The 24,535-nt window shown below is 36.9% G+C and carries 22 protein-coding genes and 2 pseudogenes; 8 read left to right on the top strand and 16 right to left on the bottom strand.

The features are described from left to right. Positions 1-98: 98 nt before the first annotated feature. Positions 99-317: pseudogene (locus SLH51_RS07785) on the top strand (helix-turn-helix domain-containing protein); the annotation flags it as partial. Here the strand turns inward: SLH51_RS07785 and SLH51_RS07780 are convergent. The 7 genes and pseudogenes from SLH51_RS07780 to megL all read right to left on the bottom strand — a co-directional run. Continuing rightward, a pseudogene (locus tag SLH51_RS07780) lies at positions 317-1,497 on the bottom strand (transposase); the annotation flags it as partial. The pseudogenes SLH51_RS07785 and SLH51_RS07780 sit on opposite strands and share 1 nt — an antisense overlap. A 240-nt stretch (positions 1,498-1,737) precedes the next feature. Continuing rightward, a complete protein-coding gene (locus SLH51_RS07775; protein ID WP_335960439.1) occupies positions 1,738-3,771 on the bottom strand; it encodes an ABC transporter ATP-binding protein in 2,034 nt (677 codons plus the stop codon). Next, entirely contained in the window at positions 3,772-5,520 is a 1,749-nt protein-coding gene (locus SLH51_RS07770) for an ABC transporter ATP-binding protein (RefSeq protein ID WP_335960437.1), read from the bottom strand. It lies immediately after the preceding gene. Between the two features lie 551 nt (positions 5,521-6,071). Beyond that, positions 6,072-7,442, bottom strand: a complete 1,371-nt coding sequence (locus SLH51_RS07765) for a hypothetical protein (RefSeq protein ID WP_335960435.1) — start codon at positions 7,440-7,442, stop codon at positions 6,072-6,074. Between the two features lie 496 nt (positions 7,443-7,938). Further along, positions 7,939-11,055 carry an efflux RND transporter permease subunit gene (locus SLH51_RS07760; protein ID WP_335960434.1) on the bottom strand — a complete coding sequence of 1,039 codons (3,117 nt, stop codon included), beginning with the start codon at positions 11,053-11,055 and terminating at the stop codon, positions 7,939-7,941. Positions 11,056-11,072: 17 nt separating this feature from the next. Beyond that, a complete protein-coding gene (locus SLH51_RS07755) occupies positions 11,073-12,425 on the bottom strand; it encodes an efflux RND transporter periplasmic adaptor subunit (protein WP_335960433.1) in 1,353 nt (450 codons plus the stop codon). Between the two features lie 758 nt (positions 12,426-13,183). Beyond that, positions 13,184-14,374: a methionine gamma-lyase gene (gene megL / locus SLH51_RS07750; RefSeq protein WP_335960431.1), complete on the bottom strand. Its 1,191-nt coding sequence runs from the start codon at positions 14,372-14,374 to the stop codon at positions 13,184-13,186. Between the two features lie 209 nt (positions 14,375-14,583). Between megL and SLH51_RS07745 the strand changes: the two genes are divergently transcribed. The 3 genes from SLH51_RS07745 (at position 14,584) to SLH51_RS07735 (ending at position 15,769) form a co-directional block, all read left to right on the top strand. Beyond that, positions 14,584-14,748: a hypothetical protein gene (locus SLH51_RS07745; RefSeq protein ID WP_335960429.1), complete on the top strand. Its 165-nt coding sequence runs from the start codon at positions 14,584-14,586 to the stop codon at positions 14,746-14,748. A gap of 248 nt (positions 14,749-14,996) precedes the next feature. Further along, positions 14,997-15,359, top strand: a complete 363-nt coding sequence (locus tag SLH51_RS07740) for a hypothetical protein (RefSeq protein WP_335960428.1) — start codon at positions 14,997-14,999, stop codon at positions 15,357-15,359. A gap of 62 nt (positions 15,360-15,421) precedes the next feature. Further along, positions 15,422-15,769: a YhjD family protein gene (locus tag SLH51_RS07735; protein WP_335960426.1), complete on the top strand. Its 348-nt coding sequence runs from the start codon at positions 15,422-15,424 to the stop codon at positions 15,767-15,769. Here SLH51_RS07735 and SLH51_RS07730 read toward each other — a convergent pair. Next, positions 15,766-15,888 carry a hypothetical protein gene (locus SLH51_RS07730; RefSeq protein ID WP_335960424.1) on the bottom strand — a complete coding sequence of 41 codons (123 nt, stop codon included), beginning with the start codon at positions 15,886-15,888 and terminating at the stop codon, positions 15,766-15,768. The two genes, SLH51_RS07735 and SLH51_RS07730, sit on opposite strands and share 4 nt — an antisense overlap. Before the next feature lie 384 nt (positions 15,889-16,272). On the opposite strand from SLH51_RS07730, the gene SLH51_RS07725 reads away from it, so the two are divergent. After that, on the top strand, positions 16,273-16,470 hold the full coding sequence (locus tag SLH51_RS07725; protein ID WP_335960421.1) for a hypothetical protein: 198 nt from the start codon (positions 16,273-16,275) through the stop codon (positions 16,468-16,470). Positions 16,471-16,531: 61 nt separating this feature from the next. Further along, entirely contained in the window at positions 16,532-16,741 is a 210-nt protein-coding gene (locus SLH51_RS07720) for a CDGSH iron-sulfur domain-containing protein (RefSeq protein ID WP_335960419.1), read from the top strand. 453 nt (positions 16,742-17,194) lie between these two features. Here SLH51_RS07720 and SLH51_RS07715 read toward each other — a convergent pair whose 3' ends face one another. Next, positions 17,195-17,686 carry a YajQ family cyclic di-GMP-binding protein gene (locus tag SLH51_RS07715; RefSeq protein WP_335960417.1) on the bottom strand — a complete coding sequence of 164 codons (492 nt, stop codon included), beginning with the start codon at positions 17,684-17,686 and terminating at the stop codon, positions 17,195-17,197. A 203-nt stretch (positions 17,687-17,889) separates the two neighbouring features. Here SLH51_RS07715 and SLH51_RS07710 point away from each other — a divergent pair, with 203 nt between their 5' ends. Then, a complete protein-coding gene (locus tag SLH51_RS07710; RefSeq protein ID WP_335960415.1) occupies positions 17,890-18,324 on the top strand; it encodes a MarR family winged helix-turn-helix transcriptional regulator in 435 nt (144 codons plus the stop codon). A gap of 96 nt (positions 18,325-18,420) precedes the next feature. After that, positions 18,421-19,047 (top strand): FMN-dependent NADH-azoreductase, encoded by a 627-nt coding sequence (locus SLH51_RS07705; RefSeq protein WP_335960414.1) that lies wholly within the window; start codon positions 18,421-18,423, stop codon positions 19,045-19,047. Positions 19,048-19,477: 430 nt separating this feature from the next. Here SLH51_RS07705 and SLH51_RS07700 read toward each other — a convergent pair whose 3' ends face one another. The 7 genes from SLH51_RS07700 to ald form a co-directional block, all read right to left on the bottom strand. Continuing rightward, entirely contained in the window at positions 19,478-20,104 is a 627-nt protein-coding gene (locus tag SLH51_RS07700) for a hypothetical protein (protein WP_335960412.1), read from the bottom strand. A gap of 1 nt (position 20,105) precedes the next feature. Beyond that, positions 20,106-20,846 (bottom strand): gamma-glutamyl-gamma-aminobutyrate hydrolase family protein, encoded by a 741-nt coding sequence (locus SLH51_RS07695; protein WP_335960411.1) that lies wholly within the window; start codon positions 20,844-20,846, stop codon positions 20,106-20,108. A gap of 201 nt (positions 20,847-21,047) precedes the next feature. Further along, complete coding sequence (locus SLH51_RS07690; protein WP_335960409.1) at positions 21,048-21,260, bottom strand: hypothetical protein; 213 nt, start codon at positions 21,258-21,260, stop codon at positions 21,048-21,050. Between the two features lie 128 nt (positions 21,261-21,388). Further along, positions 21,389-21,586: a hypothetical protein gene (locus SLH51_RS07685; protein ID WP_335960408.1), complete on the bottom strand. Its 198-nt coding sequence runs from the start codon at positions 21,584-21,586 to the stop codon at positions 21,389-21,391. A 139-nt stretch (positions 21,587-21,725) separates the two neighbouring features. Next, on the bottom strand, positions 21,726-22,631 hold the full coding sequence (locus tag SLH51_RS07680) for a phosphatase PAP2 family protein (protein ID WP_335960406.1): 906 nt from the start codon (positions 22,629-22,631) through the stop codon (positions 21,726-21,728). Positions 22,632-22,890: 259 nt separating this feature from the next. Continuing rightward, positions 22,891-23,085 (bottom strand): hypothetical protein, encoded by a 195-nt coding sequence (locus tag SLH51_RS07675; RefSeq protein WP_335960405.1) that lies wholly within the window; start codon positions 23,083-23,085, stop codon positions 22,891-22,893. A gap of 214 nt (positions 23,086-23,299) precedes the next feature. Further along, positions 23,300-24,421, bottom strand: a complete 1,122-nt coding sequence (gene ald, locus SLH51_RS07670; protein WP_335960403.1) for an alanine dehydrogenase — start codon at positions 24,419-24,421, stop codon at positions 23,300-23,302. Positions 24,422-24,535: the final 114 nt, after the last annotated feature.

The following is a 24,535-nucleotide window of genomic DNA, read 5'->3' as shown; positions in this document are numbered from 1 at the left end:
TTCGCATACTTTGTTGTTTTTACCAGTTAGGTGAAAGTGCCGTGTTCGTTCCATTGCGCTCCAGTCACTCGCTTTCCGCGGGGAGGTGGTGATTTGATATGACTAAACGAAATAAAGCATATAAATTTCGTCTATACCCAACAGATCAACAAGCCTTGCTCATTCGCAAAACCTTTGGTTGCGTTCGCTTTGTATATAATAAAATGCTAGCCGAGCGAATAGAAACCTATGAAACACTGAAAGACGATAAGATAGCACTAAAAAAGGTTAAGCACCCAACACCTGCCAAATATAAGAAAGAGTTTGAATGGTTAAAACTTCGTTGCTTATAAAAAGTTTTCCATGCTTTTGACCCTCGAACTGGGGCAGTATAGCGTCGCAAATCGGTTGTGATTTTCACTTTATACACCTTCTGACATAACGTGTCCTCAGCCAAAGGGCAGTCTTTACATTCTTTCGGACGTGTGTATTTTAAGGTCTTGTACGTCGCATCGTAACTATCGTATCGATACGAATGTTCTCGGACACAAGTTGGGGCAAAGTGCCTATCAAATCCTTCTAGCTCTGATTCATTTTTCTTATTGTAAGCAATAACGGATTGTGCTCCGATTCGGTAAATCTGTTGGTAAATAGCTGGATAATCATAACCAGCATCAAGTGTACTAAAAGAAATTTTCAGTTCAGAAAGACGCTCTTGCATTCCTTTTAATAAAGGGATTGCAGCTTTTCCATCATTCAGGTTTCCAGAGGAAAAGAACGACTGAAGGATGTACTGACTTTTCGTTCCAACGGCGAAATGTCCTTTGTAGCCAAACCAAAAAACGTTCTTTCCTTCACTGTTTTTCTTGATGCCCCACTTAGGGTCAAGAGGAACAGCTGATCGTAACTCAACTAAAGATGCGTCAAGTTGAGCTTCAATTCTTTTCTCGAAAATAGGAAGAGCCACTTCTCGTCCCGCTTGTTCTTGAAGCCATTTTTCTTTCTCCTCCTTTGATTTGCGGCCGCGCTTTTTGGGTTCAGGTTTAGGCTTTTCTTCTTTCGATGGGGCCTGGTCACGAGCTTCGATGTGAGTCGCATCAATGGCAACTGTATCATCTGTGATAAATCCTTCCGTCATCGCTTGAAGGATGAGCGTTTCTTGAACACTTTCAAGAACAGCTGATTCCGCTATTTTAGAAAGCATTCTCGAGTAAGAAGCTTCGGATGGAATCGCATCAGAAAGAAGGTACCCGCAATCCAAACGGAACATAAAATCATGTTTGAGGCGTTTAATTAGATCCTTTATCGTCGGAATGCGTTCGAGAATTCTAGCGACAAGTGAGTAGATCATAGCTGCGTAATTAAGCTGAACAGGCGCACCATACAAGGCTTTTTTAGATACAACAGCCAATATAGATCGACTTTAATTGTCGAAAATACTGCTTCAAAACGGTGGGTAGGTTCTAAATCGTATAAATCTTGCAGGTCAAATAGGCTTCCTTGTCGTATAATAGTCATAAGGGGACAGGGGGTCTTCCTCCAGTCTGAGAGTTGGTTTGGTCACTTACTCATTCTACTTTTGGGGAGGTACTCCTTTTTTCGTGTCTTGAAAACCTTGCGAGACTAAGGGTTCAAATTATGAAATTTACTCATATACTGTCCATTTGAATAATCAGATTTAAAAACAAAAAAAACAGGCTGTTGAGAACACTTTCTCAACAGCCTGAAGGAGCATTATGCTCCTTGCTCCTTCTCCCACTAACCAACCTTCGATACTTCTTTTCCTTGCTGAAGCTGATACATTTGATAATACGTTCCTTGTTGATCAAGTAATTCATCATGTGTACCTCTTTCGACGATTTCGCCTCGATCCAGTACAAGAATTTGATCTGCATTTCGAATCGTTGATAACCTGTGGGCAATGATAAATGTGGTTCTTCCTTCCTTAACAATGTTTAGCGCGTGTTGAATCATTGCTTCTGTTTCCGTATCAATATTGGCCGTCGCTTCATCTAAAATTAAGATTGCCGGATCATATGCTAACGCCCTAGCAAAGGAGATAAGCTGTCTTTCTCCAGCAGATAATGTACTTCCTTTTTCAAGTACTTCTTCTTCATATTTGTTAGCAAGCTTTGAAATAAACCTATCTGCTCCTACGTCTTGCAAGGCTTTTCTTGCTTGTTCCTTTGAAATAGCAGGGTCATCTAGGCTTACATTCGACTCAATGGTTCCTGTAAACAAAAACGGATCTTGTAGAACAATTCCCATATGCTTCCTGAGCTGTTGTCGCGGAAGAACACTCGCATCCATGCCATCAATTGTAATCTTCCCTGTCTCGATATCATAATAACGAAACAACAAATTGATAATTGAACTCTTGCCTGACCCCGTATGACCGACTAAAGCAACAGTTTCTCCTTTATTTGCTTCAAAATTAATATTCTTTAAAACATCATTTTTTCCATCATACGAGAATGTTACATCCTCAAACCGTACATTTCCCTCGTATCTTGGTAGAGCGTCAACATTGACTTCTTCTCCCTCTTCATCAAGTAGTTCAAATACGCGTTCGGATGCAACTCGTGCTTGTTCTAATTGAGCAAGCTGGTTGACTATATCAGTCACTGGTTGGAATAAACGATTTAGATAATCAACAAAGGCATAAAGCATCCCAATTGAAACGAGCCCTGCTGCACTCATCGATTGCCCTGCAAAATACCAAATTAACACAACAAAGGCTATATTACGCAGGACGAAAACGAGATTATGAGAAGTCAAAGAATTTAAGCTTAATAACTTATTTTGATACGTAAAGTGCTCATCATTTAAAGTCTCAAATTCTTTCGATAGTTGTTCCTTTCTTCTAAAGGCTCGAATAACAGGCATTCCTTGGATCGATTCATTAATCATCCCATTAATATCACTGACCCTCGTTCGTATAAGATGATTGTATTTTGACGCTGCCCTACGGTATAGTACCATCCAAATAAGAACAATTGGAACAAGAACCATTGTGATCATGGCAAGCTTTTGATCTAGGAAAAACAAAGCTATGAAAATTCCCGCCATATAAATACCACTTGTAAAAAAAGTAGCGAGCACTTTAACATAAAGCTCTCTTATTGCTTCTGTGTCATTTGTCACTCTTGCAACTATTTTTCCAGCCGGTCGATTATCAAAATATTGAATCGGCAATCGTTGAATATGCTCAAATACATCAGTTCTCATTTTTTGAATGATTCGATTCGCTGCTTTTTGCAGCATGAATGCTTTTCCATATTGAAAAAAAGCTGCAACAACGAGCAAACCAACATAAAAAGCGAGCAAAACGACAATAGGGCGAATTTCAGGTTGATAAAAGGCAAATATTTCTTGCTGAGTTAAGCGCTCTGCTTCAACATCCACCACATTTGTTCCTTGGGTAACGGTTAACACATTCCCTTCGATCTTTCGATTCCCATCAAAAGGAAGGTGCTCACTTGTTGCATAGAAGGAACGTCCTACTTGGACAATTTGTAATTCCTTTTCACCTATGGATTCTCCTTCTGTTACATACGCTATTCTCTTGTACAACCCGTCTTGATAAAGAACGGTTTTCTCATCTTCCTCTACTACTTCTACCCAAGGACTTTCAATTCCCATCATATGTTCATCGATCATTTTCTTTGCGATAAAGGGACCTGTTAGCTCTGCTGCAACAGCTACCGTTAGCAAGGCTAGAGCAATGAGAATCGTTCGTTTATACAAAAGAGCATAGTGAAAAAGACGTTTTCCTGTTGTTTTTTTGTCCACTTACATCACCTCTTTGTATGAATCAGCCTGCTGCCGATCAAATTGCTCTTTATACCAGCCGTTTCTTTTTAGCAATTGTTCATGTGTACCTTCTTCGATAATTATGCCTTCATCCATCACAACAATCCAGTCTGCATGTTGAACAGCTGAGAGACGGTGCGCAGTAATAAACGTCGTTTTTCCAGTGCGTTCACGACGAATGTTTTCAATAATTCTTGCTTCTGTTTTTCCATCAACGGCAGACATCGCATCATCAAGCAACAATATTTCTGGATCTTTTAGCAAGGCTCTTGCAATCGAAATTCGCTGCTTTTGTCCTCCTGATAACGCGACACCCTTTTCACCAACAAGCGTGTTTAAGCCTTTTGGCAAAACTGTAACATCTGTATCAAACGCAGCTAGATCTAATGCACTTTTGATCTCACTTTCCGTTACTTCATCTTTCCCAAATTGGAGGTTTTCACGAATCGTCCTCGAAAAGAGTATTTGCTCCTGGGGTACGTACCCAATCCACGATAGGACGTCATCAATCGAGAGCTTCTCTATTGGAATTCCAGATATCGAAATCGTCCCCTTACCTATTGGATACTCTCTTAGTAGCTGTTTAATTAGTGTTGTCTTTCCACTCCCTGTTCGACCAACGATCCCGATCGTTTGCCCTCTGGTTACATCTAGCGAAACATTCTGCAAATTATCCGCTGTTGACGATGGATATCGAAAAGTTACATTTGAAAAAGAAATCGTCTCTGCTATTTTCACATGTTTAGGATTTTCATTTTCCCTGACATCTGCTTCATACGAAAGGATTTCGTTCACTCTGTCCAATGAAGCGTTTCCACGTTGAAGAATATTAATTAATTCTCCGACTGCAAACATTGGCCAGATTAACATTCCTAAATAAATATTAAAGCTTATTAATTCCCCGAGCGTGATCGTCTGATAAAAAACTAAATAAGCTCCATATCCAAGTCCAATTACATAACTTAAGCCAACAAGGATTTTAATCGTCGGTTCAAATAAGGCATCGACTTTGGCAACAGCCATATTTTTCTGAAAAACATCCTCAGTTTGGTTATTAAACCGTTTTTCATCCGCTTTTTCTTGAACATATGCCCGTATGACCCTCACTCCTGCAATTGATTCAAGGACATTGTCATTTAAGTTACCAAATGCATCTTGTGCAAAAGTGAATCGCTTGTGAATCTGTTTTCCATAATAATTAATTGCAAGCGCCATTAGCGGCAACGGCAAAAGCGCCGCAAGTGTTAACTGCCAGCTAATTGTAAACCCCATGACGGCAATTATAATGATCATAAAAATGGTTGAATCGATTAACGTTAAAATACCAAAGCCTGCTGTCATAGAAATCGCTTTTAGATCATTGGTTGCTCTGGCCATTAAGTCTCCTGTTCGATTCTTTTCATAAAAGCTAGGAGTCATTGATAGTAAATGTCGCTTAAAACGAAAACGCAAAATCCTCTCAATTAAAAAAGCTCCTCCAAATAACTGGTACATCCACACATAGGTGATCACATAACTAATGACAATGATTCCTCCATATAGTAAAAGCAATTCACCTAAACGTTCTGCACTCATTTGCCCGAACTGAATATCATCAATTGCCCATCCAATTAGTTTAGGCGGGATGACATCTAATAAACTAGCAAAAAGTAATAATGTAACAGCAACAGTATACCGTTTCCAATATTGTTTAAAAAACCAACTTAACTTCCTAAGTACTGAGAACAAGTATAGTCCCTCCTCATATTTTCCTAAAATAACTTCTCAATCCGTTAGCCACCTTCAATCCAATCCAAATAAATCATGCGAATCACCTTTTCTTTATCCATTTTCAAACACTCCTTTCAATAATTTTATTTATTGTACGAGCAATAGCTCGAAACAAATGAAAAAGACATCATGCGAGAGTGCATGATGTCTTAAGAGAAGACAATATAAAAACGCACGTCACCGATTAGCGACCTGCGATAAAGATACCAAATATGCTTAGCTTATATTAGATTGCGAACAATCTACATACTTTTGGCGGGTCACATGTTAAATATGAAATTATTCGGTTTACAACCATTACGTTTTTCATTTTGTAACCCTCCATTTCTATTGAATATCTTACCATGTATTAATATATAATTTTCCAATTGTAATTGTCAATTATTTTTCAAAACTTATTATTCTGACTTTCCAAGCAGTCTTCTTTATGCAACTTTGCTTATACTTAATTCAGGAAACTATCACTAAAACTAGTAGATGCTGTGCTAGCATCTACCCCAATCTTCTATTTATAGCAACAAAAAACCAATCAAGGTACCCACTGCCCCAAACAAAAGCGCAAAAGGTAAGTTACGGAGTGTGATTCGATAAGGATTTTGTTTTGTATTCATAGATGTCATCGTAACAGTAACACCGTACACACCGACTGTAGCGGTTGCTAATGCTCCTGTAATCATAACCATTCCAATGCTTAAAGGATTCATAACACTATACAATGGTTGTAATACCTCTATTAACACACCGATCGTTGCGATCGGATGTACTCCAATCATGCTCATTACAAGATAGGTGACTTGAATTAATACTAAAATCATTAGAGGTCTTTCTGTAGAAGCTAGAAAAGGTTGTTGAATCAGTTGAAGGAAAGGAGTCTCATTTAAGCTACTGGAAAAGAAAGCAAGAGATAAAAAAAGAACGACAAAATTCTGCATACTATTCGTACGTTGCTTCCAAGTTGACCAACCAATAGCAAAGAAACTACGCCACCTTTTCATCATCACTGCCCATCCAAATGAAAACGGTAAGATCACTAATGTGACAGACAAAATAAAGTTTAAATCAAAATAATTTCCAATTGATACAACAACCACTAGAAAAATCGTTAAAGCAAAAAGCAGTTGAGCAATTTGTTTTGCGATTTGCTTCGGTTGAATCTCTCGAGGCCGCCTTACACTAGACACTTCATACGAAATTGTATTAAACCTTTTATTACTGGATAGCCAGTCAATTAATAAAACAAAGATTGAACATAAAAACAGCCATGGTAGATAGGAAAGATAGCTAACTCCCGTTGCATCTACTGTGATCGCAACGATTATCTCCATTGGACTCCACACAAGGGCAACAGCAAATGCTCGTAATGTTGTCCTGCTAATAAATGAGTCTTTTATCTTCTTCTTCATTTTTGACATATTCTCTAAAAGTACGTCCTGTGATAATGACAACGCTGAAAGGTTAATAAAAGAGCATAGTATATACGTTGTGAAAGAGCTTCTAACGTATAATTTTCCTAGATCAGAAACATTCTCTTTCATCACTTCATTGATACGACGATCAAATCGGCCTGCCCTTACAATACTATTCATCCAAGGTAAGAGCGTTAAAAAGGCCAATAGTGGCATCGTAGAAGTCATATATAATGGAATTTCATAAATTGGTAATCCTGCATAAATAAACAGGATGAGCGCAAACGAAATAAAAACACAGCCCAATATACGAAATAACTTGTTTGCTCCCCAAAAAGAAATAAATAGCATTGGGATTGCTAATAAACCAACAATATATGTCAGGACGTTGCTTGAGATAAACATATTGATAATAAAAAGAGACAATATTGCCGAATAAATTACATATAAACGTTGATTGATTGCTCCTCTCATACCTTTTCTCCTTTTCTCTTCATGAGACACACTACTGTTTCGTCTCCCTTAATACTTCGTTCTCTAACTTTACTCCTCTTCTATTAAACTTTCAACTGATTACACATGATTTTTATAGCTAATGAAGGGTTCGGTGTGACAGTATTTGAAGGAATGGGAAAAGATAGTATACGCTACCAATTATAAATTCTTACAAAACGGAGTATGGAGAAAAAAGTAATGAAAACCATTGAACAATATGAACCATTTGCTTTTTATTATTTCTTATGAACTACGTAAGTTTAAAGATGGCTATTTATTAAAAAAGGACACAGCCCTATTGCAATCTTAATTAGAGGGAGAAGAACAATTGACCTAGAATTAACAAGGAAAAAGAAAAGAAAGCACCTATAGCTGAAGTGCCCCCAAAAAATTAGACAGTTTTTTCATTAGACAGCTAGGTGCTTTTTATATTTTGAAGCAGTATTTAATTTATGCTTTCATTCAATGAAAGCTTTTATTCTGCATCGACTTCATTGCTTAGCTTCTTTTTACGAGTGAATAAGCCTTTCCACCAATTCGTAAAGTTATCAGTATAAATATACATAACTGGTACAAGAACTAAAGTGATCAATGTTGAGAAAGACAAACCAAAAACAATAACTGTTGCCATTGGGGCTTGAAGTTCTGCTCCCTCACCAAATCCAATCGCAAGTGGTACCATGGCGAGTACAGTCGTAAGCATTGTCATAAGAATTGGACGTAGTCTTGTTGGTCCTGCCTCTAATATGGCTTCTTCTCTGTTTAGCCCACGCTCTCTTAGCTTATTAATGTAATCAACTAAAACAATCGCATTATTCACAACGATCCCAGCAAGCATTATGACACCTATAAAGGCGGGTGTACTTAGTGGTCTACCTGTTAAGACAAACCCTAATATAATCCCAATAAAAGTAGCTGGTAAACTAAACATAACTATAAAAGGATACATAACTTTTTCAAATTGGAAGGCCATTACTGCGTAAACTAGAAAAATAGCTAGCACTAGCGCAAGAGTCAGATCAATAAAGGCATCCATCATCATTTCATAATCCCCACCAGTTTGATAATCATAACCTTCTGGGAAAATATACTGATCTAATTCTGCTTCTATGTCTGACATGACACTTCCTAAATCTCGCTCCATAATATCGCCTGTGATCGACACTCCTCGTGTTTGGTCTTGACGGTTAATAGCAGTCGGTCCATCTGCTTGTACGAAATCAGCAACCTCCGATAATAAAATCGTATCACCGGTAGGAGTTAATAAAGGAAGGTTTTGAACTTGATTGAAATTATCGCGAGATTCTTCCGGCAAGATAACTGTAACATCAACTTCCTGGCCATCAGTTCTCATTTGGGTTGCAACAACCCCTGTGACGCTGTTCATAACTGATTGCATAACTTCTCCATACGATAAGCCATATTGAGATGCGATATCACGATCAACATGGATTTGCATCTCTGGCCTTGTTTCCCCCATCGAATGTGTCACGTTTGTTGCGCCTGGAACTTCACTAATAATATCGCGAATGTCATCGGCAAGTAAGTTAAGAGTATCAAAATCTTCTCCTCTTACTTCAATTTCAATTGGATTCCCACCCATGCCATCACTTTCAAATGATTGAACAGTAAAGTCTAGATCAGGAATTGTTTCTGCAAATTCACTAAATCCTGCAATGACTTCATTGGTCGTTACCGCTCTCTCACTAGATGAAACAAGACGGATATAGAGATTGCCACTATTGGAGCCTCCTTCACGTCCCATGCCCATCATACCTCCTCCACCAACAGAGGTATACACGACTTCGGTTGCACCAGTATCTAATAAATATTCCTCAAGCTGAGTAAGAGTCTCGCGCGTTTCCTCCATAGACGTACCCGGAGGCATTTCAAAGCTAGCTGAAATCTCACCTTGATCAAACGCTGGCATTAGTTCAACACCGACGAACTTCACGCCACCTAAACTAGCTATTAACAAAAACAATGTTCCAAATACAATCGTCTTTTTATGATTGATGACCCATTTTAAAACAGAGCGATATAGATTATCAATTTCATCAAAAAACTTCCCTATATTTGCACTTATTTTTGCTAAGCCTTTCGGATCTTCTTCAACAGAAATTCGCGGCAATAGCAAGCCTGATAACATCGGAACGACCGTTAAAGCAACAATTAATGAAGCAATTAATGTAAATCCAACGGTTAATGCTAACGGCATAAACAGTTCAGCAGCAATTCCCCCAGTGAACACAATAGGAAGGAATACCACTAAACTAGTTAACGTTGATGCTACAACAGCCGAAGAAATTTCTGATGCCCCCTTCTTGGCAGCTTCAACGCGGCTATACCCTTTTTCCCTGTACTTATATATATTTTCTAAAATAACAATGGAGCTATCTACTAACAATCCAATTCCTAGTGCCAATCCACCTAATGTAATAATATTAATTGTTTGCCCAGCAAAGTAAAGCAATGTGAAAGCAGAAATTAAGGCAATAGGTATGGCTAATCCAATGATTAATGTACTTCTAAAACTTCTTAAAAACATAAGAAGTACGAAAACAGCCATCACTCCACCAAGAATCATATTTATTACAACACTTTTGATCGAGTCATTGATAAAGTCGGCAGAGTCCATAATTTTTGTTAAGGTTACATCTTGAGATAACTGTTGTCCAACTACTTCTATCTGGCTCGTAACAGAATCAGATACGTCTACTGTATTCGCATCTCCTTGCTTAACGATATCAATGCTTAGCGTTGGATCCCCATTAACATATGCTAAAGATGAAGTATCCTTAAACGTATCTTTTACTGTTGCAACATCTGAGAGCTTTAACGTCCCTCCAGTTGGTAGTGGTATATTTATATCCTCGATGTCAGCCGTTGAACGCAAATCCCCTACAATACGTAATGGAACTTCCTGACCTCCACGCTCAACCTCTCCTGCAGAAGCACTCATACTTTCTCCGCCAATAACCTGAGATAATTGAGATAAAGTTAAGCCATTCCGTTGTAACATAGTCAGATCCGGTTCAACAATAATTTCTCTTTGCTGTCCACCTGTTAGCTCGACTTGAGCCACACCTGGAATCCGTTCCATTTGAGGAATAATCGAATCTTCTGCAATGTGAGTCAGTCTCGTTAAATCCATATCTGCTGAAATTCCAATTTGCATAATCGGCATTTGATTCGGATCAAAACGCATAACACTTGGTGAACCAGCACCTTCAGGGAGCGCTTGACGAACCATATCAATCCGATCTCTAAGGTCTAGCATAACTGTATCTAAATCGGTATTAAAATCATACATTAACAAAATGAGTGATTGGTTTTGGGCTGATATCGATTGCATCGTATCTAACCCCTCAGTAGCACTTACGGCACCTTCAAGGGGCCTAGTAACCAAATTTTCCACCTCTTGCGGGGCAGCACCATTATACGGTGTCATGACAACTGCAACAGGTAAATCCATATCTGGCATTAAATCAACTTTTAACCCAGTTAAGGAAACTCCTCCTAATATCATCATTACAAGTGTGATGATAATGACACCAACCGGTCGCTTGACAGATTCATTTATCAACTTCAACTAACGTACCTCCGTTTTTAGTTTCCTTTAACAGAAGATTCATCGTACTCATCTTCTGTAATCTCGTTGTCCTCATTTATATCAGCTTGTTGGTTGAATGTCGGGTCAATATCATTACGAATATTAACCAAAGCACCATCATAAAGTTGATGTACTCCTTTGACAACGACGTATTCTCCATCACTAAGTCCATTATCAACCCCAAACCATTCTCTTGTTTCCCCGTTAGTCGTAATAATACGGAGTTCTACACTTTCTCCATCAGAGGTAACATAGACAAATTGTTCTCCATTCTCTTCGATTACAGCTTCAACTGGAACTAATACTTGTTCAGTAAACGAAACTGTATCAACTTTTACTTCTGCTAACATTCCGACTCGGAGGCTTGAATCTGCTTTTGCCAGTTCAATTTCAACTGGATAAGAACGTGATTGCTCAGCAGGAATGAGGCTTATGTGCCTGATGTTTCCTTCATATGTTTGATTGAAAGATCGAATATGAACAGCAACCGTTTGCCCTTCCTCAAGATTAGGTAACATCGTTTCATTTACTTGCACTTCAACAATGGGTGTATCCATTTGAACTAGTTGCATTAGTGGAGCTTGAGGGGAAGCCATTTCACCTACACTAACAGATAGACCAGTTACTTGTCCCGACATTGGAGCTGTGACAACAGAATGACTCTTCTGTTGTTCAGCCATCTGCTTTGAAATTTCTGCTTGTTTAACTGACAATTCTGCTGCCTTAATTTGATCGGTTGCTTTTGCTTGTTCCAAACCCATTTCCGCTTGCTTTACAGCTGTTTTTGCTTGGTTCTTATCTTGTTCAGTTGGCATGTTACCACCTAGTAAACTAGCAAAAACCCCTTGAAGCTCTTCTGGCACATCTGCTAGAGCCGTGTTCTCAGGTGCTTTTGCATTTGCTACCATATCATACATGTCCTTTGCTTGTTTTAATTGTAGCTCAGCTTGTTTAACGCTCTGTTCCCTCATGTTTTTTGCACTTGTTAAACTTGCTTGGGCAGCCTCTAACCCAGCAGTCGCTTGAGCAATACTTAACTCCATATCAGTAGCGTCTAATTCTATTAGCATATCTCCTCGTTGAACTGTATCTCCATTCTTTATATGCACAGCTTTTACTTCACCTGTTAACATTGGTAGAACAACCATGTGTGAACCAGCCATTACATTTCCTGTTAAAGTTAATTCGCTCGTTAATTCACCTGTTGTAACTTCACTGATTTCAACCGGATGAATTGGTAATATCTCTTCATCTGCTGACACTTGATTGTCAGTAGTTTCAGAATTACAACCAACTAAGATCATTATCATAATGATGAATATAGGCCAAATGCTTTTTTTAACGACCATCTGCTTACCTCCACAAATTAATAAAATCATATTTTTCTTACCAGTTTAAAATAATTTTCACTAGTGTTACAGACTAATTACCTATTTGATATTGTATCACTCCTACATAAACTGAATATGAACTATTATTGAACAATAAAATAAGCATAAAGAAAGTGAATGCCATTCCATTTACGTTTGAAATTAAACAATGTTTCAAAATTTGATTAATTGGCCTTTACTTTCTTTTTCAATTCACCTTCACCACTTTACATTTACTTACTTTATATAGTGTCTAATCTTGTCTTTCGTATCACATATCGCATTTAAATAGATGGATCTGATCCACCATCTTATTTCTTTTACACAACTGAGCATTTACACCTTGTCTTTTTAAATTATCTATTATTTGATTAATTGAATTCTTTTGGAGATAAACTCGATTTGCAACATTAGGTAGTTGTGACGCAACCAAATGCTCTATTTGATTTCCAATGTCATTTTTCACCAAAACCCCGCACCTCTTCTACATATATTGATCTTTTTCTTCTTTTCTTCACATATTATAAACGTTCAATATGAACTGAGTATGAACTTGTCAGAAAGCCGGCCATACTTTTTATTAGAAACCTTATTTACTTTCCAAAATAAACTCAAGCTTTCTAAATTTGCTATAAATTGATTACGTGATGATGTAGTGAGCTGTCAACAATATTGTAAAAAAGAAAACAACCTCATTTACTAGCTAAATGAGGCTGTTTCTAATTATTTTTATAGATTTAAGACAATGAGTCTAGTGCTTGCTTTAAATCCTCCCAAATATCCTCTGGTGCTTCAAGGCCAGCTGATAATCTCAATAATTTATTGGAAATCCCCATTTCAATTCTCGCTTCTTCAGGGACGACAGCATGCGTCATCGAAGCTGGATGTTGTATGAGTGTTTCTGCATCACCTAGGCTTACAGCAATTTGGATTAATTTAAGCTGATTGACCACATGAACAGTATCTTCATATGTCCCATCTACTTCAAATGAAAGAAGCCCTCCACCTTTCTCCATTTGTCTCTTCATAATCTCGTGATCTGGGTGGTCTTTGTCCCCAGGGTAGTATACAGCCTTTATTCTCGGGTGTTGTTTCAATTGTACGGTAAGCGTTTCAGCATTTTTACAATGGCGGTCCATTCTAACTGGAAGTGTTTTGATTCCACGTACTAGCAACCACGCATCAAATGGCGAAATGACACCGCCAATATCTTTTTGAGTTGTTTTCTTTAGGTAACGAATCGTTTCTTCATCCCCTACAATTATTCCTGCTACTACATCTCCATGACCACCAATGTATTTCGTTGCACTATGGATGACTAGATCGCAGCCCAATTGTAATGGTTTTTGTAAATATGGGGTAGAAAACGTATTATCGACTACAACTTTGATTCCCTTTTTCTTTGCAACCGAAATGACTAGCTCTAAATCAATTACTTTCATTGTCGGATTTATTGGAGTTTCAATATAAATGCAGGTTGTTCTTTCTTGAATACTTGAAAGAATTTCTTCTTCCGTATCCAGAATAGAGAATGTATGATCAACATTGTATTTTCCCTTTAACATTTGTAACAGCCCAAACGTACAGCCATAAACTCCTTTTGAACATAGGATATGATCATTAGCCTTTGTCATTCCTATTAGCACTGACGATACAGCTGCCATACCAGAAGCAAACGCCAGTGCCGATTCTCCCACTTCTAATTGCGCGATGCGTTCTTCTAAAATTGAAACAGTAGGATTTGAAAGGCGCGAATAGATATATCCATCTTCTTTTCCCGCAAATCGCTGCGCTCCTTGCTCCAACGTGGAAAAAGTAAATGTTGAAGTTTGATAAATTGGTGGAGTTAAACTATCAAGGTGATGTTTAGACTTATAACCTGCATGAATTGCCTGTGTCTCAAAGCGATAAGTCTGTTCTTTTTTCATTATTCTCCCCCATTTCCCTAAAGTAAAAAAATACGCAAGCACTTCATTTCATTCTATTTTTCTAGACTATAATTGAACATGATCACACTTATTTGGAACTTCGTTTTATTCAGAGTAAAATCCAGTAAATTATTCAATGCTATTTCATCATTTTTTAGCATATATCTGAATATATTTTTGTTACATTACACCTTTAGGAGGCGATGTCTATGGTGCATTGGAAAGTAACAGCTTTTTTACAAAATGGTGATTATATACTTCAGTTTGGGTCTTCAGATACCGAAGAACTTGCACAGAAGCAAATGAAAGAAGAAGTGAGCCAAATTAGAGAGCAATATAAAGACAACATAAGAGAAATAGACTATTCACTATAATATTTATTGCTCTCCAGCGTTACCCTGCAGCACTTAGAATACTAGCTGATGTGCAGCGCTGGAGTTCTCCTGATACATCCCACACCGACAATGACTCATTCTTTTTCCCGCTAACATCAAAATCCTTCCTAACTCGTTTCCCCATTATTAAACGTAGTATAGAAAGAATGATTTCGTTTCTATGCTAATTGCTTCATATTCTTCCTTTCTGCTAAAATAGATTCTAGACTAAAATAGGAGGTCATCACTTGTATAGAGGAAAAGCCTTTTGTGAAGCAAGCATCTATTTTTACTTAAAAGCAGATAAACAAGATGAGGAGTTGTGTCATCGTTTAAATAGCTTAAAAGACGTTCGAAGCAACACTGTAAAAGTTACTGATGTACGTATTATTAAGACATACTTTGATGAAGCTCATAATGAACAAGTTACTTCCATCTCTGTTATGGCTGAAGTTCTTGTTAAGTATGATTCCAATATTACACACCTTAATGATTATAGAGTAAATGCTTGTCGAGAATTAAGAAAACATCTCCCTAAATCCGGTGCTATTATGGCCCATTCAATCGACACGTATAGTCCTTTTCGATTAGACGGTTTTATAAGTCGTTAAAGTGCAAGAGAATTGACAAACGAACGTGTGTTCTTGTATAGTGAAATAAAAAGGTGATCTGCATGTTAAATAAAGAAGAGGAAGAATTAGTATTTGACTTTATTTATCTCCCATTAGTAAGAAGAGTTTTGCTGCAAGATATCGAGAAAGTAAAAAATTCGAATGTTAAGTTTACTGAACCTTATATTCTTTTTTTGGAGAAAATAATAAACAACGTAGGGATGGATTTAGGTAAGGTTAAAAAAACAATGTTCAAACAAGGAATCATTGTGTATGATCAAGGTATAATCGAACAACGGTGTAACTATTTAATTGTATGTCGTGGCTATCGTAAGGAGATGAACCTCTTCCCTCATTTGATGAAGAATGATGTTATGGAGTATATCAAGAAATACTTCCTTGATATTTAAGCTGATGCTTCATGGGATTGTAATGCAGTCATCCAATGAATAAACTTGACTTCTTCTTCCGTAAGCTCTCTTTGTAGCTTATTCTCAAATTCTTGTCTTAATTCCTCTGTCGTTACCATCTTACCAACCCCTTCCTTTTTTTATATTATCCTTTTTATTCTAGGATTACCGCCCTTTTTTCTCAATCTTTGTTCCTAAGTTTATTATATAGCTCAAAGGATTTTTTGCAAGCGTTTCCATAAATTAATATTTTCATGAATAAGTTTACTAATTAATACGAATAATGATTGTTACATGGTTTTGATACACCTCACACAAAAAACAACTCAAACCATGTAACAAAAAACATGAGGGTGTCTCAAAAGGTCAGAGCCTTGAGAGATATCCTCTATTCTTTTGTGAATTCTTTTACTATATAAATCACTTTTAACATAATAATCAGAAAAAGGAAATTATAGATTATTAAAGAAACGTGTTATACTTTCCTAAAGGAGCTGATTAGTATGCGAAAATTTCAAGTATCCGTTGAATTTCTTAGCGGACAGAAAGTTGATTTCACTACTAAGTCAGATATTAGAAAGGAAATGTATCGCCTCAATATAAATGGCGAGGACTGCATTGTTACAGACGATAATTTCGTATTAAATATTGCAAAGATTAAAGCGATTCGCATAAAAAAAGCAAAAAGAAATTCAGCTTAGTCTAGTTTCATTTTTCATTGTTTGTCCTCATCGATCAATAAAAAGTGAAGGAGTGGCATGAATGAGTGAAAGCAATAAGGTAGTTATAAAAGTAAACGACAATGGTTCACTTCGGGTTACAGGTGAAGTAGAGTTGATTGATGCAGAAGGAAACGTATTTGTTACAAAACCAACCTTCACTCTCTGTCGCTGTGGTGCTTCAAATAACCAACCTTTTTGTGATGGTGCCCATAGATCCATTTCATTTAAGAGTACTCCACGAGCTAAATAAACATCCCCCCTTAAGATAGCGCTTCTGTGCTGCCTTAAGGGGTTTTTATTTCTACTAACATTCTATTTGATGTTAGTAGAAATAAAAAATAACACTTACCACGTCAAAGAAATTTGGAAAGGTCTGATTAATCTTTTCTAAAAAAGCTATCAAAAAAAATAATCTTAATTTATGACAGATGATTTTTCCATTATCAAATGAAGTCTTACTATTCGATCAAGGTACAACCGATGAATTCTTTGAGGAGGGAATCGCTGTTAATAACAACTAGAAGTATCTCCGCACAAACAACTCCACAAAAAATTATTGTATTAGAGGAAAAGGAATAAAATAATAAAAAAGCAGGATCACTACACATTGTGAATGAGCCTGCTTTTTATAATTCCCTAAAATTCTTTCTTTATTGGATCTAATTCAACGTGGGGTACCCCAGAATCAGTCTTCCTATTTGTATTAGCGATAATTAATAAACTGCACGTCAATCGACAGATCCGCTTCGCGTATGGCTGCAATAATCGCTTGTAAATCATCACGCTTTTTTCCAGTAACACGAATTTGATCATCCTGAATCTGACTTTTCACTTTTACACCACTATTTTTTATGATTGTATTGATCTTTTTCGCTTGTTCTTTATCAATCCCTTGTATGAGTTTTGCACGTTGACGAACGGTTCCACCTGAAGCGCCTTCAAGCTTGCCATAATCTAAATTCTTAATTGACACATCACGTTTAATGAGTTTACTAATTAAAACATCTTTTAACTGCTCCATTTTATATTCATCATCAGATATTAATATAAGCTCTTCATTTTCAAATGCAATGCTGCTTTTACTTCCTTTAAAGTCATAGCGAGTCTGTATTTCTTTTGTAGCCATTGTCACTGCATTTGTGACTTCGGATAAATCAACTTTTGAAACAATATCAAATGAACTATCTTTTGACATAATCTACCTCCGATTTGTATTTCTATTATTATAAGATATAAACCTCACCTACTTCAACCAAACACCCTTAGAAATCAATGTATGTAGAAATGCCCCTAAAAATAATAAACAGCCAAACGGGTCGTTTGACAAACTCTTATCTGTTCTTTATACTTACAAAAGTAAAGTAGTATGTATAGCAACTTTATAGTGAGGGATGCATTTTGGAACTTTCTTTTCAAGACTATATAAGTATTAAGATTCATAAAACAGATTTACATTTAACTAATTTTGTTAAAGCAAAATTAGAGCCTTTTAATCTAGCTCCTGAGCAAAATTTAATTATGATGCTCCTGTGGGAAAAAGATGGCTTAACGCAGATTCAATTAGCACAAAAGCTAAATAAAGACAAAACAAACGTCGCAAGAATGGCTTCTAACCTTGAACGAAAAGGATTTATTAAAAGAAGTTGCTGCTTAGACGATCGTCGTTCTTTAAAGCTTTACTTGACACCTTGTGGCAAAAAGCTTGGGGACCAAGTAATTCCGATTGCTGAAGAGTTTAATGACATTGTATGTAAAGATTTCACCAAAGAAGAACTAGTTGAATTGGAAAGGCTCCTCTCAAAAGTTAATAAGAATGTCCAATGTTTTTTATAATAGGACATTCAGCCTATATAGTTGCTATAACAACATTATCCCCCACGAAAGGTTGCTACAACAACATTTACTATATTTATTTCGGAGGTTTTATCCATGGCAAATGTACTATTTATTAAAGCGAACTCTAGACCGATTGAACAATCAGTAAGCGTAAAACTTTATCATACGTTCCTTGATAGCTATAAAGAATCGCATCCAGAAGATACAATTACAGAATTAGATTTATTCGAAGAGAACCTTCCTTATTATGATACAGACAAAATTAATGGTATGTTTAAACTGGCAAGAGAGTTAGAGTTAACTCCAAGTGAAAGAGAAGCAACTGAAACTGTTACGAAATACCTAGACCAATTTCTAGCAGCTGATAAAGTAGTATTTGCTTTCCCACTATGGAACTTCACTGTTCCTGCTGTCTTGCATACGTATTTAGATTATTTAGCACAAGCTGGCAAAACGTTCAGATATACAGCTGAAGGTCCAGTTGGCTTACTTACAGAGAAAAAAGTAGCTCTACTAAATGCACGAGGCGGAGTTTATTCTGAAGGGCCAGCACAATCAGCAGAGATGGCTGTAAACTTTGTCACAACAATGCTACATTTCTGGGGTGTTGAAGATATGACTACCGTTATTGTAGAAGGACATAATCAATTTCCAGACCAATCAGAAGATATTATTAATGAAGGGTTAACGAAGGCTACATTTGTTGCTAAGGAATTTTAGTATTATCCCTCTAGTAATAAACCCTGCCCCTTACAGGGCAGGGTTTATTAAATTTCATCTATGTATTTATATTACAGCTAATAAGACTATTCAATTATTTTCACATCGAGAACTCCTGAGTTTAGAATAAACGGAAAACATGGATAAATTATGTGCTTATTCACTTGATTTCGTTTTATTACGTATTCTTGCACAACTTCTCTACTAGAAATCGCCTTACTACTTCACGTCCATCAAATTAAAGCGGTTCTTCCCGATTTTTGTTCAAATCATGATTCCCCTTCCCCTTTATATTTTTCAGAATTTCGTTCTTTACTTGACTTGTACCTGTACTTACACATTACTACAAATGTCATATTTTCGATATTTGTATTTCAATAATTATAGTACTTTACGCTTTTTTAGCTATGATCCATTCTCTTTTCAAATACTAAATTAACTGTTCTATATCTGCGCGATTGTAATGACCGGCGACACCTGGCTTCTCACACAAATAATTGATAATTTCACTATCGCTAAGCTCTACATTCTTTTTTAACCCTGATATGATCATCTTTAAATATTCGTTAGACGGATTGTTAAAAGGAACATCCAGGTCCCAATCAGCTGTAAATGTAAAGATTGGAATCCCTTCTTCTTTACCTAAATATAAAATCGTACCGTACCAAGAATCTCTTAAAGTCCTATACCCACGTTTCATTACATCATTTAAATCAAATTGTAATTCTACCCCATTGTTTTCTTGTTTGACAACGTCTATAAACTGATCTTCTTTTATTAAATATTTTCTACTATACGTTTTGTATTTCTCATCCTTACTCAATCCAATGAAAGCAACTCCTTGTTTTTGCCAACGTCGTGACTCTTTAGCAAAATAAAGAGGATAATTCATCACATAGGTTGATTCTTTTATCGGAAGCGATTGGTCCGTACAACCAACTTCTACCTTTTCAGAACCCTCTGGTTTACCGCCTCTTATGTAACACAAGAAGCGCTCCATATTTAAGTTGGATCCATAACTTGCATACCAAACATAATTTGTTATACTGGTATCCATTTTAATACTCCCTTTCAACCTGTACGTTATGCAAGCACTCTGCAATGAACTCTTCAAATAGAAGAGACATACTTCGATTATCGTTCGCCATTTCCTCAGGGTGCCACTGAACTCCTAACAGCAGAGGTGTTTTTCCTTCAACAGCTTCAATAACACCATCTGGAGCAGTAGCAACTTTTCTAAGACAAGGAGCAAGCTCATCGATCGCCTGATGATGCATACTATTCACTCGGATTTTTTGAGAATCAAAAATTTGAAATAATCGACTCGTTTGATCAAGATGAATATCATGCGTAGGCTCTGATCTTGCAGCTTTTTGAGAATGGTTGATAGCATTTGGTAAACTTGCTTCGATATCCTGTATGACAGTTCCTCCTAAAGCTACATTAGCAATCGTAACCCCTCTACAGATTGCTAAAATGGGCTTATTCTGTTTTCTGGCATATTGAACGAGTTCTATCTCTAGTTTGTCACGTTTCCCATTCGTCTTTTGTAACTTCGGATGAGGGGCTGCTTTATAATAATATGGATCAATATCTTCTCCACCAGTTAATATGAGACCATGACATATGGAAACCAACTGTTCTGCCATTCCATCTGTAGCTAATGGTAAAACAATTGGTATCCCTCCGGCATCAATCACTGAGCGAGTGTATTTCTCATGTACAAGAACACTCTGAATTTCATTATGGTATTCAACCGAGCTAGAAATTCCAATGACAGGTTTTGTTGGACGTTTCAAACTCTCATCTCCTCTAGTGGTTTTATGATGCACGTCCTTTTTAATATGAGGCTAGAACGAGCTATTTTATTCGCACAACTATTAATTTATCTTATGAAATATCTGATATATTGAGGAAGATAGCAAGCATATCCTATACAATACTAAATAGGACTAAACTTTATAGTAAGTCTAGTCCCTTTGCTATTCCATCTACGTTTTTTATTTGAATCCTCTGCCCTTTGTTAACCTGCAAGGAACGCCTTTACCGATAGCCCCTGGTTTGCTCATTTTTTCTAAATAGGCCAATCCTCTAGGACATTGTTGTTTACAAATAAAGCATGTTTCTGAGGTAACGAGCTTCATCGTATATTGATACTTTTCACTTGCTGCTATTTTTGGAGCCGCTTTCTTCTTTTTCTTATTCGTAGCCATCCTCATCGCTCCGTTCTCTATTATTGATACATAATATGCAATCAATAACGGATGTGAGCTTCTTTATAAATATTTATTTTCCATAAAGACATGCTACTTACTCATGCAAGTTATCAATCCGGTCATCACTACTCACTTGAAGAATCCTTTTTTGTTTTCTTTTTGTTTCTCTCTTCCTTTGCTTCATGGTTAATTTCTTCTAGTGGAAGCTCATCGATAGGCATTACAAGTTGATCTCGCTCGGCTTGTTTTTTTCTACTTTTTTTAAATGCTACATTTTCGTTATTCCGATGCTTTGCATTTGATTCTTTTTCATATTGATTCATTACAACCCCTCCTCTTTTTCTTCTCTTTCCCGTCTGTCCCTTCACTTAAACTGTTCTTTAAAGGTCAACTCAAAAGAAAGGTGTCAGTTACATCCACTGACACCTTTCTTTATTTTTATGAAAAAACACTTATAGCCTTCTAAAACCTTACAGTAACTTCGCTCAATGGAACTTCTTTGTTGGTTTTATATATGTTCAACTTCACAAATACATATGGAGCTCCAAGTAAACCCCATAAGCCAATACAACCATAACGAATAAAATCGAACACGATCATTTCAGGAAATATAGCCTTTAACCCTACTTGTAGAAAAAATAAACCTCCTACACCAATAAGGTAGGCAGCTACTTTCTTCCATAAGTTTGTTGGGATGAGCATTTGAACTGTTCTCGCCTCAAGTAAATAACCAATTCCTGCCCCAAACAAAAATCCTGCATATTTCACTCCTTCTTCTTCTGGGAATATGAAAACAAGCAGAAGTGGAACAACTGTTGCTAACGACCAGTGATATTTACTTGACAAATTAGACAATCTATTTTGCAAGCGAACTGCTATTACTAAGAGGATAATCGCAGCAAAAATTCCTACTAGAACATCTGATGGCCAGTGCAGACCTGAATATAGTCTAGATAAAGAAATAAAGAAAATAAGAATGATTGATAATACCCAAAAAAGTGGTTTAGCCATCAAATAAGCTAAATACCCCCAAAGTGTCGTCGAACCTTGGGCATGACCGCTTGGAAATGAATCATAGGGATAATGACTCCCTACTTCGGCTGATTCAATGAAAAGAGAATTTACTCCTTCTACGCCAATTGGTCGCTTAACAGCGAATTTAATTTTCAAAAATGCATTTACTGTTACGGAAATGAGGAATATATAAAACAATCGAAATCCTGCTTGCTTCGACATACACCAATAAACAAGAGGAACTATTAAAAAGTAAAACTCCTCATTCCCCAAAAACGTAAAGATTGCAGCAAGCTCATCTAAGATAGGATGTTGATACTTGGTGATGCTTACTAATAATTCTGTTTGATTCATATGCCCCTCCAAAACTATTTGATTTTATAGCCTTTATAACTTCCATCTTAATTAATAGAAATCCTTCATATTTCGACTAAATATACCACTTGGAGAGCATTTGCTAGTACGCAAAGCTCCGACGTTAGATTTACCTTTTATTCTTTTGGCAATATAAAACCGCGTACATTTCCATCTAGAAACGTACGCGGTTTATCTAATTCTATTTATTGTATTTACGACATTATATGTACAGGCAAATAAGTAATGACGAAAATTTTTATTTTGTCCATCCTGGTTCATAGGTATAAATCGTTTCGCCCCTATGTTGTGCATTACCACGAAAGTCAATAGCATCCTCTTGCTTCAGTAATACCGCACAGAAATGAAGAAAATCAGCCTTTGATACTCGATATAAATCCAATTCATTATTACGAAGCTTTTGTAAAACGTCTAACACATCTTCTTGATTCATGAGATTTATCTTCCTTTCTTAATTCATTTAACTTAAATAAACTAACAACAAGCTATACATATGTGATTCTTATTTTATCAGAAATTACACTACATAGTTAGTACAAGGTATCGCTTTTTGCTCTAGTTTATCAATGAGAAAAAGACCAATTCTTTTTTGATAGTATAATATTGAATGAAAAAAGAGGATAGACCGAAGTCCACCCTCTGTTTGATTAAACTCTTTCTAACGCTTCTATTGCAGGCAGATAATCAAGCTTAAGATCTTCAGCTACGGCAGCATACGTGATTGCTCCTCCTGCTGTGTTTAATCCAAGTTCTAGTGCATGATTCTCTGCCAATGCACGGTGTACGCCTTTATTCGCTATTTGCAGCGCATATGGAATGGTTACATTTGTTAATGCGATTGTTGATGTTCTTGGTACAGCACCGGGCATATTGGCTACTGCATAGTGAACTACATCATATTTCGTATACGTTGGCTCATCATGAGTTGTAATTTTGTCAACAGTCTCAATAATTCCACCTTGATCAATTGCAACATCAACAACGACTGAGCCTGGTTTCATCGATTGAATCATTTCTTCCGTTACAAGCTTAGGCGCTTTAGCACCTGGTATTAAAACCGCTCCAATAACTAAATCTGACTCTCTGACAGCCTCAGCGATATTAAGAGGATTCGACATTAACGTTTGAATATCCGTTCCATATAAATCATCTAGTTGACGTAGGCGGTCTGGACTTAAGTCCATAATGGTAACGTCTGCTCCGAGACCCATTGCAATTTTAGCTGCGTTAGTTCCCACTACGCCTCCACCAATAATGGTTACCTTGCCACGTTTTACACCAGGCACTCCTGATAATAGAATTCCCATACCTCCTTTTGGTTTCTCAAGAAATTGAGCTCCAATTTGAGCAGCCATTCTTCCTGCAACTTCGCTCATTGGAGTTAACAAAGGTAACGTACGTCCTACTTGTACCGTTTCATAAGCAATAGCTGTTACTTCCTTATCCACTAGCGCTTTTGCAAGCTCAGGCTCTGCAGCTAAATGTAAATACGTAAATAAAATTAAACCTTTACGGAAGTAATTGTACTCTGATGGAAGTGGTTCTTTTACTTTCATAATCATATCAACCTTTTCCCAAATTGCTACTGGGTCACTTTCAATTTCAGCTCCAGCTTGGATAAATACCGCATCCGCAAAGCCGCTACCAAGGCCAGCATCTTTTTCGATGATAACTTGGTGACCAGCCTGTACAAGTGTCATCACACTCGCTGGTGTCATCGCAACACGATTCTCGTTGTTCTTGATTTCTTTTGGAACTCCAATGAGCATAGTAAGTCCTCCTCTAACAAATACATTACTTATTGTCAGTATAGCCATTTCAATAAATGTTGACATTGTATACATCGCAAAACGTTTCTCGCAGCATTTGTTAGTTTTCACAAA

The sequence above is a fragment of the Halalkalibacter kiskunsagensis genome (assembly GCF_037027555.1).
Lineage (GTDB): Bacteria > Bacillota > Bacilli > Bacillales > Bacillaceae_D > Halalkalibacter > Halalkalibacter kiskunsagensis.
This window is presented reverse-complemented; position numbering and strand designations above follow the sequence as displayed.

Excerpts from the sequence above, each read along its gene's own strand:
- SLH51_RS07730 (WP_335960424.1), bottom strand. The coding sequence starts at position 15,888 with ATGGTAACGACAGAGGAATTAAGACAAGAATTTGAGAATAAGCTACAA.
- SLH51_RS07715 (WP_335960417.1), bottom strand. The coding sequence starts at position 17,686 with ATGTCAAAAGATAGTTCATTTGATATTGTTTCAAAAGTTGATTTATCC.
- SLH51_RS07700 (WP_335960412.1), bottom strand. The coding sequence starts at position 20,104 with ATGGATACCAGTATAACAAATTATGTTTGGTATGCAAGTTATGGATCC.
- SLH51_RS07680 (WP_335960406.1), bottom strand. The coding sequence starts at position 22,631 with ATGAATCAAACAGAATTATTAGTAAGCATCACCAAGTATCAACATCCT.
- SLH51_RS07725 (WP_335960421.1), top strand. The coding sequence starts at position 16,273 with ATGCGAAAATTTCAAGTATCCGTTGAATTTCTTAGCGGACAGAAAGTT.
- ald (WP_335960403.1), bottom strand. The coding sequence starts at position 24,421 with ATGCTCATTGGAGTTCCAAAAGAAATCAAGAACAACGAGAATCGTGTT.
- SLH51_RS07765 (WP_335960435.1), bottom strand. The coding sequence starts at position 7,442 with ATGAGAGGAGCAATCAATCAACGTTTATATGTAATTTATTCGGCAATA.
- SLH51_RS07735 (WP_335960426.1), top strand. The coding sequence starts at position 15,422 with ATGTTAAATAAAGAAGAGGAAGAATTAGTATTTGACTTTATTTATCTC.
- SLH51_RS07745 (WP_335960429.1), top strand. The coding sequence starts at position 14,584 with ATGGTGCATTGGAAAGTAACAGCTTTTTTACAAAATGGTGATTATATA.
- SLH51_RS07685 (WP_335960408.1), bottom strand. The coding sequence starts at position 21,586 with ATGAATCAATATGAAAAAGAATCAAATGCAAAGCATCGGAATAACGAA.
- megL (WP_335960431.1), bottom strand. The coding sequence starts at position 14,374 with ATGAAAAAAGAACAGACTTATCGCTTTGAGACACAGGCAATTCATGCA.
- SLH51_RS07675 (WP_335960405.1), bottom strand. The coding sequence starts at position 23,085 with ATGAATCAAGAAGATGTGTTAGACGTTTTACAAAAGCTTCGTAATAAT.
- SLH51_RS07720 (WP_335960419.1), top strand. The coding sequence starts at position 16,532 with ATGAGTGAAAGCAATAAGGTAGTTATAAAAGTAAACGACAATGGTTCA.
- SLH51_RS07690 (WP_335960409.1), bottom strand. The coding sequence starts at position 21,260 with ATGGCTACGAATAAGAAAAAGAAGAAAGCGGCTCCAAAAATAGCAGCA.
- SLH51_RS07755 (WP_335960433.1), bottom strand. The coding sequence starts at position 12,425 with ATGGTCGTTAAAAAAAGCATTTGGCCTATATTCATCATTATGATAATG.
- SLH51_RS07705 (WP_335960414.1), top strand. The coding sequence starts at position 18,421 with ATGGCAAATGTACTATTTATTAAAGCGAACTCTAGACCGATTGAACAA.